Source organism: Candidatus Proelusimicrobium excrementi (assembly GCF_937881865.1).
In the GTDB taxonomy this organism is placed as follows: domain Bacteria; phylum Elusimicrobiota; class Elusimicrobia; order Elusimicrobiales; family Elusimicrobiaceae; genus Proelusimicrobium; species Proelusimicrobium excrementi.
On record NZ_CALGEO010000007.1, the window covers coordinates 14,844 to 30,167 of the forward strand.

A 15,324-nucleotide genomic window follows, 5' to 3' on the forward strand; every position below is an offset into this window, starting at 1 on the left:
ATCCGCCCCTTTAAATATCGTCGACCGTTCTCTTTATAACTTTGCGGCGGCCGGCGTCGGTCCTCATTAAAGCGATTTTGGCGTTGTAGCGTTTATAATTTTTGGGATCGAGCTTCTTGGCCACCATATAGTTTGAAGTGGCGGTAACCGGGTCCTCAATAGCCATAATGTCGCCGGTAAATTCATAGGCGGGAACAAACTTGTTGTTTATCGTTTTTATTTTATTGAGATCCGCCAAAGCGGATTCGTAATCGCCGCTTTTAAACAGCATTTTTGCGCGTTCGTAAAGCGCGGGGACGTAAGAAGGCTTCAAATTGACGGCCATATTAAAATCCGCCAAAGCGTTGCCGTATCTGTTAACCGCTTTAAAAGCCATTCCGCGGCGATAGAAGTTTTGGGCGTTTTTGGGATCATTGTAAAGGGCGTGCGTATAGCCGGAAATAGCGTCGTCGTAGTTGAAAAGATCATAATCAAGAATGGCCTTGTTTACTATTGCAAGCTGGCTTTCCGGATAAATTTCAAGCGCGTGTTCCAAATCTTCAAGCGCGCGGCGTTTATAGCCCAAGCTTTGATATGCAGACGCACGGTTGACCAAGGCCAAAAAGTTGTTAGGATCGACTTCCAAAGCGACGTTGAAGTTGCTTATGGCGTCCAAAGGAAAGTTACGCCCCAAATAAAAAGAGCCCAAATTCGTAAGCACGTTGGGATGATACGGGTTAAGTTTTGCGGCCCTTCTGTAATCTTCTTCCGCGCGGTCGAAATCGCCGAGCTTTTCCCAAATAACGCCCCTGTTGACCAAAGCGGAAATATAGTCCGGGTCATCCTTTAAAATTCTGTTATAGGTTTTTAACGCGGCTTCCGTCTTGCCGGCTTTTGAATACGCCACTGCCTTTTTAAACAGCCTGTCATTGCCGCATCCCGCAAAAACAAAACATAAAGCCAAAGCAAATAAAAGATACTTTTTCATTTAGCCTCCGATTTCTTTTTTCTTCCGTCTTTAACTGCCGCCAGTATAATAAGGCCCGCCCCTATACATATAAAAGAATCGGCCACATTAAATACCGGCCACACTATAAAATCAAAATAGTCAACCACAAAGCCGAGCGCAACCCTGTCGTACATATTGCCGAGCGCGCCTGCCGCTATAAAAACAAAACCCCACCGCGCCGCCGCGCCAAGGCGGTCAAGCTCGGGCTTCCACTTAAACATCATAAATAAAACCGCGGCGGAAATCAACGCCAAATAGATATTGCCGTTTTTAAAACTTCCGAAAGCCGCGCCCGTATTTTCCACATAAGTAAGGCGGAAAAACGGCGCGACGGCCAAAGACCCCGCCGGCGCCAAGAACTTCAGCGCCAAGATTTTGCTTATTCTGTCCAGCGCGAAGATAAGGGCCCCTATAAACAGCGGGCCCTTTATCCCCGCCTGAAATTTTTTAAGCCGCGACGTCGACATTAACCTTTTCTTCTTCAAGGACTTTCGCGCAGCGTCCGCACAAATCGGCGTATTTGCCGTTTGAGCCTATATCCTCTTTCCACTGCCAGCAGCGCGGGCATTTATGCCCTGCGGCGTGGAGGACTTCCACTTCAAGCTTTTCCTTGCCTTCCGCTTCCGCCACTTCCGCTTGGGAAACTATCGCCACTTCCGGCCACAAAGGCAAAGTTTCCTTAAGGAAATCTTTGGTTTGTTTATCGGAAGAATTAAAGATTATCTTGGCTTCCAAAGGCGCGCCGATAAGCCCTTTCTGGCGGGCTTCTTCCAAAGCTTTAAGCACGGAAGAGCGAATTTCGCGGATTTTATTCCATTTATTTTCCACCTCGGCGGAAGTTACAAAGCTTGCGCCTTCGGGCATATCGGAAAGGAAAATGCTCTCTTCCAAGTCTTTCCCGCACGGCAATTTTTTAACTTCCTGCCAGGCTTCTTCGCACGTAAAGCAAAGAACCGGGGCCAAGAGCCTTAAAAGGGCCGTAACGATTTCAAACAAAGCCGTCTGAGCCGAACGTCTTGCGGGCGAAGCCGCGCCCAAAGTATAAAGTCTGTCTTTGGAAGCGTCCAACATTAAGGAAGACAAATCCAAAATGCAGAAATCCGTTATGGCGCGGGCTGCTTTTCTGAAGCGGAAATTCTTATAATCGTCCCTGACGTTTTTAATAAGATCGTCAAGGCGTTTGAGCATATATTGGTCAAGCTCGGTCATGTCCTTGCCGGCCACTTTATGCTCGGCGGGGTTATAGTCCGAAAGATTGCCCAAAGCGTATCTTACCGTGTTTCTGATTTTGCGGTAAGAATCCACCGGGCCTTCCAAAATTTCGGAAGATAATCTAACGTCGTCGGAATAGTCCGTAAAGCTTACCCAAAGCCTTAAGATATCCGCGCCGAATTTTTCCGTAATATCATCGGGCTCGACGCTGTTTCCGGCGGATTTATGCATGGCCCTGCCCTGCTGATCCAAAATCATACCGTGCGTTATTACGTTTTTAAAAGGAGCTTTGCCTTCCAAAACCGTGCCGGCTATAAGAGAGGTTTGGAACCAGCCTCTGTGCTGATCCGAACCTTCCAAATATACCTCGGCGGGGAAGCCCAGCCCTCTGTATTTAAGCACTTCTTCCCACGATACGCCGGAATCAAACCAAACGTCCAGGATGTCTTTTTCTTTGGTAAATTCTTCGCCGCCGCATTCGCATTTATAGCCTGCGGGCAGAATGTCCTTGGCTTCCTGCTCGAACCAAAAATCGCTGCCTTCTTTCATGGCGCGCGCTTTTACGTGTTCAAAAAGGTCGTGATTAATCTGTACTTTGCCGCATTTTTTGCAATAGAAAACCATCAGCGGCACGCCCCAGAAGCGCTGGCGGCTAAGGCACCAGTCCGGGCGCAGCTGCACCATGGATTTTATGCGGTTTTCGCCGCTGGGCGGGAACCATTTCGTCTGTTCTATTTCTTTGACGAGGCGGTTTCTTAAATCAAATTTGTCGACTCCCAAGAACCATTGTTCCGTGGCGCGGAAGATAATCGGCTTTTTACATCTCCAGCAATGCGGATAGCTGTGGCTGATGTCGGCCTGTTTGATAAGGCTGCCTATCTCCTTAAGTTTTTCAATTATCAGGGGATTGGCTTTAAAAATGCTTTGTCCTTCAAACTCGCCTGCGTCTTTGGTAAAAACGCCTTTTTCGTCGACGGGGCAGAAAGCGTCTATATTCCATTTAAGGCCGGCGTAAAAATCTTCCTCGCCGTGTCCCGGGGCTATATGCACTATGCCGACGCCGGCGTCCATAGTTACGAAATCGGTATGGATTACCGGGTTGAGTTTATGATTTAAAGGATGTTCGTACTTTACGCCGACGAGGTTTTCCCCCTTAACTTTACCGAAAGCCTCGGCGGAAAATCCGCATTCTTTGGCGAAAGCGTCTGCCAATTTATCGGCGGCTATTATATAGCTTCCGTCGTTTAACTTCATTATGCGGTAGTCTTCGTCAAAGTTGACGGCGGCGGCCATGTTCGCCGGGATCGTCCAAGGGGTGGTCGTCCAAACGGCCAAATAAACGTCTTTGGAGGAATCAATCCCGCCAAAAAGCCCTTCCTTCGCCTCTTTAATTTTAAAACGCAGGTAAATTGAGGTGGAAGTCTTATCGTGATATTCGGTTTCCGCGTCGGCCAAAGCCGTTTCGCAGTTAGGGCACCAATAAATCGCTTTTTTGCCTTTGTAAACATAGCCCTTTTCCAAAGCTTCAAAGAAAGCCCCTACGGTAAGGCCTTCGTAAACATTGGACATCGTAAGATAAGGATTATCCCAATCGCCGGTAATACCCAGGCGTTTAAAACCTTCCCTTTGCAAATTGACGAAATTCTGCGCGAAAGCGCGGGCTTTCTTCCTGAAAGCCGGAATATCTTTAATTTCCTTTTTGTCAATTTTCATTTCTTTGATAAGGGCTTGCTCGATAGGCAGGCCGTGGCAGTCCCAGCCGGGCACGTAAGGAGTATAATAGCCCATAAGAGCATGGGATTTGTTTACTATGTCTTTAAGAACTTTATTTAATGCGTGCCCCATGTGAATGCGCCCGTTTGCGTAAGGGGGACCGTCGGCCAAGATGAATTTTTCTTTGCCGCTGGCTTTGGCCATCATTTTTTTATAAAGTTCCATATCCTGCCAGAACTTAAGGAGAACCGGCTCTTTTTTAGGAAGGCCCGCTCTCATCGGGAAATCAGTTTTAGGAAGTAAAACCGTAGCTGAATATTTATTTTTGTTTTCTTTCATCTTTCGTATTCCTGCGTTTGAATATATATATTTATTATATAATATGCGGGCGCGCCTTCCAAACCTTAAATCGCTTGACAACAAGCCCAAAGTTAGGCAGACTAATATCATGAACAGCGTTACAAGCAGTATGGAAGATTATCTTGAAGCCATTTCAATCGCCTGCGAAGGCGAAAAAGGCGCGCGCGTAACCGATATAAAAATCCTGATGAACGTAAAAACGCCCAGCGTCAGCGGAGCCCTGAAAGCTTTGGAAGCGCGCGGGCTTATCACTCACGAGAAATACGGCCGCGTGCAGCTGACAAAAGATGGGCAGGCGATAGCCAGAGAGGTTAAGAAAAAGCATTCCGTCATATCGGAATTTTTAAGGGATATCGTAGGCGTAAGGCCCGCCACGGCGGAAATAGACGCCTGCAAAATAGAACACGTGCTAAGTAAAGAAACTTTTGTAAAACTTATGGAATTCGTCGGCAAACATACCGGCAAAAAGCAGTCTTAAACCGCAAAATATCAATTAAACGTAAAAACCGCCCCGTTAAGAGCGGTTTTTATTTTTCCTTATAAAATCATCAGGCAAAAGTCATCTGTTGTATTTTGCGTCGAATTCCTCATCCGTCATAAGCAAATAGAGTATACCTTCAATGAAGCCCACTATGGCCGGGATAACCGTCCAGGAAAGCAACAAATAAATAATACCGGCAAACACTCTTCCGTTATAAAATTTATGCAGCCCGAACCAGCCGCCGATTATGCCCATAATGCCCGCCGCAACGCGGTCCTTAATTCTTTTTAATTCTCCGTCAACTTCTATATAATGTTTTATCTGCATAACTTTCCCCCTTTCAACGTTTATATTATAGTATAAGATTATTGACTTTTACAGTGCTTAATTATATTCTTAACTTACAAGAAGTTAATTACTTTCTTTACGAAGAGGATTTAACAATGCAAACCAAAGAATATCTGCAAGCCCTGATGCAGAATATCATTAAAAAAGATCCGGCGGAAAAGTTGTTTCATCAGGCGGCGAGCGAAGTGCTGACCTCGCTTGAGCCTATCCTTGAAGCCGATCCCAAATACATAAAATACGCGGTGCTGGACAGAATGGTCGAACCCGAACGCGTAATTTACTTCCGCGTTCCCTGGAACGACGACAAAGGCCTCACTCACGTAAACCGCGGTTTCCGCATACAATTTAACAGCGCAATCGGCCCTTTTAAGGGCGGAATAAGATTTCATGAAAGCGTAACTTTAAGTTCGCTTAAATTTTTGGCTTTCGAGCAGACTTTCAAAAACAGCCTTACGGGCCTGCCTTTGGGCGGCGCGAAAGGCGGTTCCGACTTTGACCCCAGAGGCAAAAGCGAAGGCGAAGTGATGCGCTTCTGCCAAGCGTTTATGGACGAACTTTACCGCCACATAGGCGAACGCACCGACGTCCCCGCCGGCGACTTGGGCGTAGGCGCGCGGGAAATAGGTTTTATGTTCGGGCACTATAAAAAGATAACCAATAAATTTGTAGGCGTATTTACCGGAAAGGGGCCCTCCTTCGGCGGAAGTTTGATCCGCCCGGAAGCTACCGGGTACGGGGTAGTATTCTTTGCGGAAGAAATGCTTAAATGCAAAAGCGAAGGCATACGCGGCAAAACCTGCATAATTTCAGGCACGGGCAATGTGGGCATACACACGGCCGAAAAAATCCTGCAAATGGGCGGGAAAGTCGTCGGATTTAACGATTATGACGGTGCCGTTTACGACAAAGAGGGCCTGGACCAGGAGAAACTGGCTTTCCTTAAAGATTTGGTGTTTGTAAAAAGAGGAAGCCTTAAGGAATACGTAAAAAAATTCAAATCGGCGGAGTTTCACCCCGGTAAAAAATCTTGGTTTATACCGTGCTATGCGGCTTTCCCCACCGCCTGCGAAAACGAACTTACGCTTGAAGACGCAAAAACTTTAGTAAACAACGGCGTCAAAATCGTCTGCGAAGGGGCCAATATGCCATGCACGCCGGAAGCCGTAGATTTATTTCAAAGCAAAGGCGTACTTTACGCGCCGGGCAAAGCGGCCAATGCCGGCGGCGTAGCGGTATCGGGCTTGGAAATGACGCAAAATACCATAAGGCTTTCTTGGACTCGCGAAGAAGTGGAAACACAGCTTAAGAAAATCATGCGCAACATCCATTCCGCCTGCGTTGAGGAAGCCTGCCTCTATAATAAACCCGGCGATTACTTGCTGGGCGCGAACATAGCCGGCTTTAAAAAAGTGGCCGACGCAATGATAGCGCAAGGCGTAATATAAAAAAACGATATTAACACAAGCCCCCCGATTTACGGGGGGCTTTTTTACATTAAAACTAAGCATGATGCCGCCGAAGGCGGCGCAGTATCCGACTGACGAAAAAAGGCAAATACGGCCAAATATGGAAAACTCTAGCCGTAAGAATGTAGCAACTTGAGAGTAATTATTAAAGCTTGCCAGCCGCAAGAATAGAACTTAACACGAGTTGGCTGTATTTGCCTAAATGTTAAAGTTTGCTAGCATAGAGAATACAACTTAACACGAGAGAATTACTTATGCTCCAAAGGCAGCACAACCCAAAAAGTAGATCCCGCCCCCCTGTCCGCACTGTCCGCGCCGATAACGCCGCCGTGGCCGGTAACGATTTCATCGGCTATCGCAAGGCCCAAGCCCCAGCCCTGGCGCTTAAAGTCATCTTCAATAAAATCAGACTGCTGGAACTTGTCAAAAATTTTTATTCTGTCGGCGTGCGTAATGCCAAGGCCGTCATCTTTAATCAAAATTTTAACGGAATCGCCTTCCAATGAATACTTTATATCCACCGCGCCGCCCGGGCCGGTAAATTTAAGAGCATTGCTGAGCAGATTGTTAAACACCTGTTCAAGACGGAAACGATCGGCTTCTATAACAATGTCTTCCGGGTAGTCTATAAGCGTAAGGTTTATTTCTTTTTGTTCCGCCACGGCTTGATATTGCTTAAATATGCCGGCAATAAGATCGTTAAAAACAAAATATGAAAACATAAGGCGGACTTTTCCGCGTTCCGAGGCGGAAACATCGGCCAAATCATTGGTAAGCTTTTCTATGTTTCTTGAAGCTTTGTCTATATTATCAAGGATTTTCAAATCATCCGCGCCGAGGTTCTCCCTCAAAAGGGAAGAATAGCCGTTAATTAACGTAAGAGGCTGTTTTAAGTCATGCGCAACCACGGATATAAATTTTGAACGCATTTCATTGACGCGCTCCAAATCTTCTTTTTTCTGGATAAGGCTCATCAAATTTCGCGTTAAAGATTTTATGCGCTTGCTCAAATCGCCGGAATTAACCTTTTCCGAATGCAGACAAAGCTGCGTCCTTATTAAAACAACAATAAGGAAACAGGAAAGGAAAAAGAAAAACAAAGCCGAAATTAAAGCGACCGCGGTATATATATCCATAATCTTATATTAACAAATTATCAGGATTTAGAAAGCAATATTTCCAATTCTTCGTCTTTAAGCGCGCCGCGCCGGAGCATTTTCGGCGGGCAGCAGGTAAAATCTATCACGGAAGAAGGCCCCGCCTTTAAAAAACCGCCTTTTATTATTATATCGGCTTTGCCTTCAAAAACGGAAAGGACTTCCTCCTCTTTTTCCAAAGTAGGCAAGCTGTGCATATTTGCGCTGCTGGCGTATAAGGGGCAATTTGTCAGTTTAAAAAGTTCCGCAGTAAGCGCGCCGCCCGGCACTCGCAGGCCGATGGTATCAAGGCCGCTTAACTTCTTTCCGGCGCAAGAAGCGGGCAATATCGCCGTCAATGCACCAGGCCAAAATTTGAAAGCCGCTTTAAGGCCGGGGCAGTCTTCGGACAAAAGCAAGGCCTGCTCCGCAGAGCAAAGTATCTGCGCGGGTTTTTCAGGCGGATTTTTTTTAACCTCGTTTAGCCCCCGCAAAAATCCGGGCTTGCCGCAAACGACCAATCCGTAAACGGTATCTGTGGGAATAACTGCCGACGCGCCGTTTAAAAGAGCCTTTGCGATATATGAAAGTTCTTCCGTTTTAAGAGATGACAAAGCGAATATTTCAGTCTTCTTCATTATCTTCTTCCGTCAGATTTTCCGCGCCGGAGGGCGCAAGGATAAGCACAAATTCCCCCAAAATCTTCTTGCGCGCGGAAAGATTTTCGGCAACTTCCGAAACCGTGCCGATTATATATTCCTCAAAAGTTTTGCTAAGTTCGCGCGCCGCCGCCGCTTTTACATCCGGGCCGATGCCGGCTTTGATTATTCCCAACAGTTTTACTATTCTGTACGGCGATTCGTAAATTATTACAGGCCTTTCAAGGGCCAAAGCCGCCTTAATCATTTTAAGGATTTTGCCGGGTTTTCTTGGCATGAATCCCAAAAAAGTAAATCCGCCGCCGCCGAACCCCGCACCGCTTAAAGCGCAGGCCGCGGCCGTAGGGCCGGGCAAAGCCGTAACCTTTACGCCTGCTTCCCGCGCGGCTTTCACCAGCCGCCAGCCCGGGTCGGAAACGCACGGCGTACCGGCGTCGGAAACCAAAGCGCAGTTCTTGCCGCTTTTTAAGACTTCAAGCAAGCGCGAAACGGCGGAAGAATCGTTTTCGTTATAGCGCAAAGTTTTTGCGCTTATGCCGTAAGCGGAAAGGAGCTTTCCACTCTGGCGGGTGTCCTCGCAAAGTATATAATCCGCGCTTTTTAAAACGTCAAGCGCGCGCAAAGTAATATCCTGCAAATTGCCTATTGGGGTGGGTACTATGTAAAGCATAATTTATTATATCAAACGCTCGGGCTAATTTTATAAAATATATAGATACGGAAAGTCCAACTTAACGGAGGAAGAAGTTAATTAAATGAAAATAAAAATCAACACCACGGTAATCTTGGCCGTCATCATAACGCTTACGGCCGTATGCACCTGGTTTATACCGGCGGGCTCTTACGAAAAGCAGCTCGTTGACGGAAAGGACGTGCTTGTAGAAGGCTCTTTCCACTATATAGAAAATTCGCCGCAGTCGGTTTTTGAAGTTTTAAAAGCGCCGATGCAGTCGTTTGCGCGTTCCACCACGGCCGAAATTATGGCTTTTCTTTTAATCATCGGCGGCGCATTTATGATTATTGAAAAAACGGGCGCGATTACCGCCGCAATTACGCGGGCCAGCGCGATATTTATGAAGCACCCCGGCCTGAGAAGTTTATATATACCCGTCAGCATGACGTTATTTTCCTTAGGCGGGGCGACTTTCGGGATGTCCGAGGAAGTGTTGATTTTTATACCGATATTTATCCCCCTGTCGATATCTTTAAAGTATGACTCCCTTATCGGCATATCGGTGCCGTTTTTGGGAGCCTCGGCGGGTTTCGCGGGCGCTTTCATGAATCCTTTTACGCTGGGCATAGCGCAGGGCATAGCCCAACTGCCTTTATATTCAGGATTGGGATTAAGGACGATAATCTGGGTGTGCGCCACGGCGGCGGCGATAGTATTCGTAATGCTTTACGCCAGAAAGATAGAAAAAAATCCCAAAGCCAGCCTTACTTATGAATTTGACCGCCAAAAAATCAAAGAGCTGGATCTTAACAATAAAACCGAAGCCGTTTTTACTTTAAAGCACAAATTGGTTTTGGCCGCTTTCGCCGCAACGATGATTTGGCTTGTGGTCGGCGTGCTTAAATACGAGTGGTACATCGTGGAAATCGGCGCGCTGTTCTTGGGGCTGGCCATAGTCGCTTCCGTCTTGGGCGGGCTTAAAGTGAGCGAAGCCACTTCCGCTTTCTACGAAGGCGTAAAAAGCATGGCGGAAATAGTGTTCCTGCTGGCTTTGGCGACGGCAATAATAATAGTTGCGGAAAACGGCCATATATTAGACACCATTTTGCATTATATGGCGGGTGTAATTTCCCACTTAAATTCCACGTTGGCTTCCTGGGCGGCGTTTATTATGCAGGCTGTAATAAACTTTTTTATACCCTCGGGCTCCAGCAAGGCCGTACTTACCATGCCGATACTCGCGCCGCTTTCCGATCTTATCGGTATATCCAGGCAGACCATGATTTTGGCCTATCAGTTCGGCGACGGCTGGACGAACGTCTGCATACCGACAAGCGCGGTGGTGCTCGGCGTAATCGGTATGGCGAAGCTGCCTTTCCAAAAATGGTTCCGCTTCGTAATGCCGCTTGTAGGATTTTGGTTTGCGATGTCTTTCGTGTTTCTGGCGATAGCAAACTATATACATTGGCAATAGCTTAATCCGGGGGCTTCGGCCCCCGCATTTTTATGTTCACAGCGCAAATTAACATCCTTGATTTCATCAACGCCGCGGATATAGCCGTATTCGCGGCGGTGCTTGCGCTTACCGCCGGCATGGTGATTTACGGGCAGACTCTCCGCAAAAAAAACGCCGGAGGACTGCTTGATTATATGCTTATGGGCCGGCAGCTTACCCTGCCGCTTTTCGTAGCGACTTTGGCCGCCAGCTGGTACGGCGGCATCTTCGGCGTGAACGAAATTACATTCAACTACGGCATACACAATTTTGTAATTCAAGGGGCCTTTTGGTATGTGGCTTATATAATATTCGCGCTGTTTTTGGTAAATAAAGTAAAACGGCACCAAAGCATGACCTTGCCCGATTTGGCGCATAAAATGTTCGGCCCGAAATCCGCAAAGACTTCCGCCGTATTCACCTTTTTCAACATACTGCCTATAAGTTATGTATTAAGTTTGGGGATATTTCTTAATTTGGTTTTCGGTATGCCGGTTGTATGGGGCATGATAACAGGCACTTTGTTTGTGGCTTTATATTCCGCCTGGGGCGGGCTGAGGGCGGTGGTCTTTTCCGACATAGTGCAATTTGCTGTAATGTGCCTTGCCGTATTTATAGTACTGATTTTTTCCTTGGCGAACTTCGGCGGATTGGAATTTTTAAAGGCCAATTTGCCGGCTTCGCACTTTTCAATTACCGGCGGCAACGGCTGGCTTAACACTTTAATTTGGGGCGCGATAGCGCTGGCGACTTTGGTTGACCCTGCGTTTTACCAAAGATGCTTTGCCGCTAAAGACGTAAAAACCGCCCGCAGCGGCATTTTGATTTGCACTTTAATATGGTTTTGCTTTGACGTTTGCACCACCTCCGGCGCGCTGTATGCGCGGGCTTTGCTGCCGGATGCTCTTCCGGCCCACGCGTATTTTATATACGCGGTTCAGCTGCTGCCGCACGGACTGCGCGGATTTTTTATAGCCGGCGTTTTAGCCGTAATACTTTCCACGCTGGATTCTTTTTTGTTTATAGCCTCAAACACAGTAGCTTACGACTTGCTTAAAAACAAATTCAAAAACAAACTGCTGATTAACCAAATTTCATTTTTTATAATATCGGCTTTGGCTATTTTGCTTGCCGTGTTTTTTGAGGGAAACTTCAAAAAGATTTGGTTTACGCTGGGCTCTTATATGTCGGCCTGCCTTTTGATACCCATGCTCGGCGGATATATTTGGCCGGGCAAAATAAAAGACGGCGTTTTTACTTTTTCCGCGCTGTTTTCCGCCGCGCTTATTACCGTATGGGATATCCTGCCGAGAAGCGGCCTCGCCGGGCAAATAGACGGATTTTATATAGGTTTGGCCGTAAGCTTAATCATAATAGGCTCAAATATTTTAAAAACGAAATATGAAGAAAATAAACTCCGTGCTGGTAATAGCCGGCGCTAAAGGCGAAAATAAAACTTTTTTAAAAGCGGAAGCCAAAAAGCATGATTTTATCCTGGCTTTGGATTCCGGCGCGGACACCGCTTTAAGCGCGGGCTTGGAGCCGGATTTGGCTTTGGGCGATTTGGATTCCGTTTCCGAAGAAGCCAAAGCGAAACTCGGCAAAGAAAAACTCTTCAAAATAAACCGGCAGGACAATACCGATTTGGAAAAGGGCCTTTCCTTCTGCAAAATTATAAAACCGCAAAAAGTTACCATAGTCTGCCTTGCCGGAGGGCGGCTTGATTTTACTTTGAGCAATTTCCTTACTCTGTTTAACTTCGTCAAAAATTTTGAGATTGAAGTAAAATCCGCCGGCTGGCGCGTATACCCTTTGCAAAAAAGCGGAGTTTTTAAAGCCGAGAAAGGCGCGACGGTCAGCCTTATACCTTTGACCGCCGTCAAGGAAATAACACTCAAAGGGCTTAAATACGGCTTAAAAAACGACGTTTTAAAAGTCGGCCAGCTGGCCGTAAGCAATACCGCGGTTAAAGAAGAGCTTTCCGTGGAATTTAAAACCGGCAAACTGCTTTTGATGATTTATAATCTTTAATTATTTGGTAAACCGTAAGGCAAAATCTCCGCCGATAGCACGCATTTCTGTGCCGCGCCGTAACGCCGGGGCAAGTGCAAGCGCCGCCCGAAGCATTCCTTAGAAAATATCAAACCAACGGCGCAAAAAGCGATAAATACCCCAGAAACAACTTTTTAACAATACACAATAAAGACAAACAAAAATCCCCCGGATTTTTAATACGGGGGATTTTATTTTTATTTCGGTTTAAAATTAAGCTCTGTTTATGCCCCAAAAAGAATTGGCGTTGAACGAACCTAAATTATGCATACGTTTGAACTTTTCATAATCGTTCATGTTTACGTTCTTAATTTCTTTCTTGTATTCTTCGGTCCTGGCGGCGGCCAAACCTTTCCATTTGCGCCAAGCCGCACCTACCAAATCTATAACTCTCTGACTTCCGCCTTGTTTGGCATAGTCATAAGCGTCATATTTATTGCGGGTGTCTTTTTTTATCGGGCTTGCGCCTTTATCAAGCAAATATTTGGCTACATTATAGTTTCCCTTTTCGGAGGCCAGCTGCAAAGGAGTCTTTTGAAGGCGGAAGTCATGAGCATAGGCGTCATCAAGGCGGAAACCTTCATTTATAAAAAACTTAAGGGCTTCAAGCCTGCCGAACTTGGCGGCGGAATTAGGTATATAATACCCTAATTCTTCAGTGTCTCTATTAATTTCTTTGTTAAAGCCTTCTTTATAACAAAATTTAATAAATTCCACATCATTGCCGCGTTTGCCTTCAAAAATATCATAAAAAGTGAAATAATACTCATTTCCCTCATACCAGCATTGAGAGAAAGCCTCAACCGCGGAAAAGACAAATGCGCAAGATAAAATTAAAGCTAAAGATAAATTTTTAAACTTCATGGTTTAAAACTCCTTAAATAATATTCCTATAGTTTAATGTTATTATAAATCACCTTATTTTACAAGGGAATTTAGACCTATTTTTTATAGGTCTTTCGGCCTATATTCCCCTAACGCCGACCCTGGCGTTGGAAACATCGGACATCTTCGCCAAAACCTCTTTCTTTTTGTCCGCGCCCTCTTTTTTTGCCTGAGCCATATCTTCCACCGCTAAAAGAGCGTTTACGTAAAAAGCTTCGGTGTCTTTAGGCGTAATGGCATATTTGTTAAATAAAACGGCATTATAGCCGGCGGCTTTTAACTGAGCCAAACTCGCTTTATCAGGAACTATCAGCAGAGTATCGGCCTTTTCATAAGGTTTCACATTGATTTCTTCGCCGGAATTATCAGTTCCTTTTAAGAAAGATTGCACCACCTGATAATGAAAAGTGTTTTTGTTGACGGCTTTTACTTTGTTGTGTTCGTCAATGCCGTCAACCATAGCGATTTTCAACTTCAAATTATTATCTTTAACGATGTTTTGTATCATTTCTCTGTTTTTAGTATAAAGTTCATCGCTTGTATAAAAAATACTATTATCAATTTTCCCCTTAAAAAAAGGCTCATTCGCACTATAAAAATAGCTCCCGGGTTTGTCATCTTTAAAGGTCTCAGGGTATACCCACATATATTCGCTTTCCACTCCATCTGTTCCTTTTACAGAAAGGGATTGTATATTCATAGTTTCGGCCATATAATTATTAACGCTTTTATCCGCCAAAGCAAGCGTTTTTACCGATGCAGGCGCAGCGGCAGAGGCAGAGGATTTAAAAGATTTGCCGGAAGACGCAGTCTTGACATCAATCGTCTCATTACCGATAACAATGTTATTATTGATAAGCTCGGCCAAAGTTCTTTCATTATTGTTGGCGGCGGGTTCGTTCTTTTTTGCTTCTACATATTTATTTCTTACGCTGCCGCTTACCCCGCCTTTGCCGGAGGATGCCGTCAATGTTACGCTGTTTTTGGAAATACTTTCATTAAGTTTGCGTTCGTCATATATTTCGTCGTTTGCGCCGGAGCGTCCGCTGCGCACGCCGAAAAGCCTGCTTCCTTCTTTGCCGCCTCTGTCGTAATATCCGGGGGTGCCGTCCTTATAAAAAACATTGTTGCCGCCGCTGGCCAAATAAGCCGGCAGGCCGCCCGGGCTTCTTAGAGCTTCAAAAATCTCCCAGTCTTCAAGGTGCGGGGCCTGGGCGCGGGCGGCGTCGAATTCTTCTTGGGAAACGGTATCAGCCATAAGTTTCTCATACGGGACAAAGCCGTCCGGCATAGCTACGAATTTGCGCCCGGAGGGATCGGTAACCACTTCATAAGTGTCGCCGTCCATACGGATATACTCTTTAACCTGCGGCAATTTGGGCGAACGTCCGGCCGAAACGGAAGCGCCGCCGGCCGCCGAAGAAGATGAGGATGAAACATCGCCGAAAGGCATATCGGGCAAAGAATCATTTTCCGCGCGCAGTACGCCTGCCGAGGGAGCGGGCAGCCCCTTTTCAGCGCGTTTGACGGAAGCCAAAGTTTGGCCTTTTTTATTAAAAGAAGCGCGCGCGGGCTTCTTTTTAAAACCGTAAAAAGAGCCTATGCGGTCTATAATCTTAGAAAGAGGATTGGCCGAGCTTTCCATCGGAATGCTTAGGCTGCCGCCTTTTACTCCGTCGGAGCTTTCCACAAAGATAAACGGAATCGCCATAAAAATTATGAAGCACGCTATTACTATTCTTGTAGTGTTACTCTTAAAAACCCGCATTTTTATCCTCCTGATTTTAATCTTCTAAGACGCTTAAAAACATTATTATCTTTTTTTGACAATATTGCAACTGTTTTTTTAACCGCAA

At 46.0% G+C, this 15,324-nt stretch carries 14 protein-coding genes; 5 read left to right on the plus strand and 9 right to left on the minus strand.

Features of this window, described 5'->3' with window-relative positions; genetic code table 11:
• Positions 1-10: 10 nt before the first annotated feature.
• Genes ACQY26_RS00200 through ileS form a run of 3 tightly spaced genes read right to left on the minus strand, consistent with a single transcriptional unit; the run spans position 11 to position 4,252 of the window.
• Positions 11-967 carry a tetratricopeptide repeat protein gene (locus ACQY26_RS00200; protein WP_428047070.1) on the minus strand — a complete coding sequence of 319 codons (957 nt, stop codon included), beginning with the start codon at positions 965-967 and terminating at the stop codon, positions 11-13.
• Positions 964-1,455 carry a signal peptidase II gene (gene lspA, locus ACQY26_RS00205; protein ID WP_428047071.1) on the minus strand — a complete coding sequence of 164 codons (492 nt, stop codon included), beginning with the start codon at positions 1,453-1,455 and terminating at the stop codon, positions 964-966. The genes ACQY26_RS00200 and lspA overlap by 4 nt, the downstream gene beginning before the upstream one ends.
• Entirely contained in the window at positions 1,436-4,252 is a 2,817-nt protein-coding gene (gene ileS / locus ACQY26_RS00210) for an isoleucine--tRNA ligase (protein ID WP_428047072.1), read from the minus strand. The genes lspA and ileS overlap by 20 nt, the downstream gene beginning before the upstream one ends.
• Before the next feature lie 43 nt (positions 4,253-4,295).
• Between ileS and ACQY26_RS00215 the strand changes: the two genes are divergently transcribed.
• Positions 4,296-4,751 (plus strand): metal-dependent transcriptional regulator, encoded by a 456-nt coding sequence (locus ACQY26_RS00215; RefSeq protein WP_428047073.1) that lies wholly within the window; start codon positions 4,296-4,298, stop codon positions 4,749-4,751.
• Between the two features lie 81 nt (positions 4,752-4,832).
• On the opposite strand, the gene ACQY26_RS00220 is transcribed toward ACQY26_RS00215, so the two are convergent.
• Entirely contained in the window at positions 4,833-5,081 is a 249-nt protein-coding gene (locus ACQY26_RS00220) for a TM2 domain-containing protein (protein WP_428047074.1), read from the minus strand.
• A gap of 116 nt (positions 5,082-5,197) precedes the next feature.
• Between ACQY26_RS00220 and gdhA the strand changes: the two genes are divergently transcribed.
• Positions 5,198-6,547, plus strand: coding sequence for an NADP-specific glutamate dehydrogenase (gdhA, locus tag ACQY26_RS00225; protein ID WP_428047075.1), 1,350 nt, complete (start codon positions 5,198-5,200; stop codon positions 6,545-6,547).
• Between the two features lie 269 nt (positions 6,548-6,816).
• On the opposite strand, the gene ACQY26_RS00230 is transcribed toward gdhA, so the two are convergent.
• Genes ACQY26_RS00230 through rsmI form a run of 3 tightly spaced genes read right to left on the minus strand, consistent with a single transcriptional unit; the run spans position 6,817 to position 9,033 of the window.
• A complete protein-coding gene (locus ACQY26_RS00230) occupies positions 6,817-7,704 on the minus strand; it encodes a sensor histidine kinase (protein WP_428047076.1) in 888 nt (295 codons plus the stop codon).
• Positions 7,705-7,724: 20 nt separating this feature from the next.
• On the minus strand, positions 7,725-8,342 hold the full coding sequence (locus ACQY26_RS00235) for an L-threonylcarbamoyladenylate synthase (RefSeq protein ID WP_428047077.1): 618 nt from the start codon (positions 8,340-8,342) through the stop codon (positions 7,725-7,727).
• Positions 8,329-9,033, minus strand: coding sequence for a 16S rRNA (cytidine(1402)-2'-O)-methyltransferase (rsmI, locus tag ACQY26_RS00240; RefSeq protein ID WP_428047078.1), 705 nt, complete (start codon positions 9,031-9,033; stop codon positions 8,329-8,331). The genes ACQY26_RS00235 and rsmI overlap by 14 nt, the downstream gene beginning before the upstream one ends.
• A gap of 85 nt (positions 9,034-9,118) precedes the next feature.
• On the opposite strand from rsmI, the gene ACQY26_RS00245 reads away from it, so the two are divergent.
• The 3 genes from ACQY26_RS00245 to ACQY26_RS00255 are packed head-to-tail and all read left to right on the plus strand — an operon-like array spanning position 9,119 to position 12,562.
• Positions 9,119-10,510: a YfcC family protein gene (locus ACQY26_RS00245; protein WP_428047079.1), complete on the plus strand. Its 1,392-nt coding sequence runs from the start codon at positions 9,119-9,121 to the stop codon at positions 10,508-10,510.
• 32 nt (positions 10,511-10,542) lie between these two features.
• Positions 10,543-11,973: a sodium:solute symporter family protein gene (locus ACQY26_RS00250; RefSeq protein ID WP_428047080.1), complete on the plus strand. Its 1,431-nt coding sequence runs from the start codon at positions 10,543-10,545 to the stop codon at positions 11,971-11,973.
• Positions 11,933-12,562, plus strand: coding sequence for a thiamine diphosphokinase (locus tag ACQY26_RS00255; protein WP_428047081.1), 630 nt, complete (start codon positions 11,933-11,935; stop codon positions 12,560-12,562). The genes ACQY26_RS00250 and ACQY26_RS00255 overlap by 41 nt, the downstream gene beginning before the upstream one ends.
• 234 nt (positions 12,563-12,796) lie before the next feature.
• Here ACQY26_RS00255 and ACQY26_RS00260 read toward each other — a convergent pair whose 3' ends face one another.
• On the minus strand, positions 12,797-13,447 hold the full coding sequence (locus ACQY26_RS00260) for an ankyrin repeat domain-containing protein (RefSeq protein WP_428047082.1): 651 nt from the start codon (positions 13,445-13,447) through the stop codon (positions 12,797-12,799).
• Positions 13,448-13,547: 100 nt separating this feature from the next.
• Complete coding sequence (locus ACQY26_RS00265; protein WP_428047083.1) at positions 13,548-15,236, minus strand: hypothetical protein; 1,689 nt, start codon at positions 15,234-15,236, stop codon at positions 13,548-13,550.
• Positions 15,237-15,324: the final 88 nt, after the last annotated feature.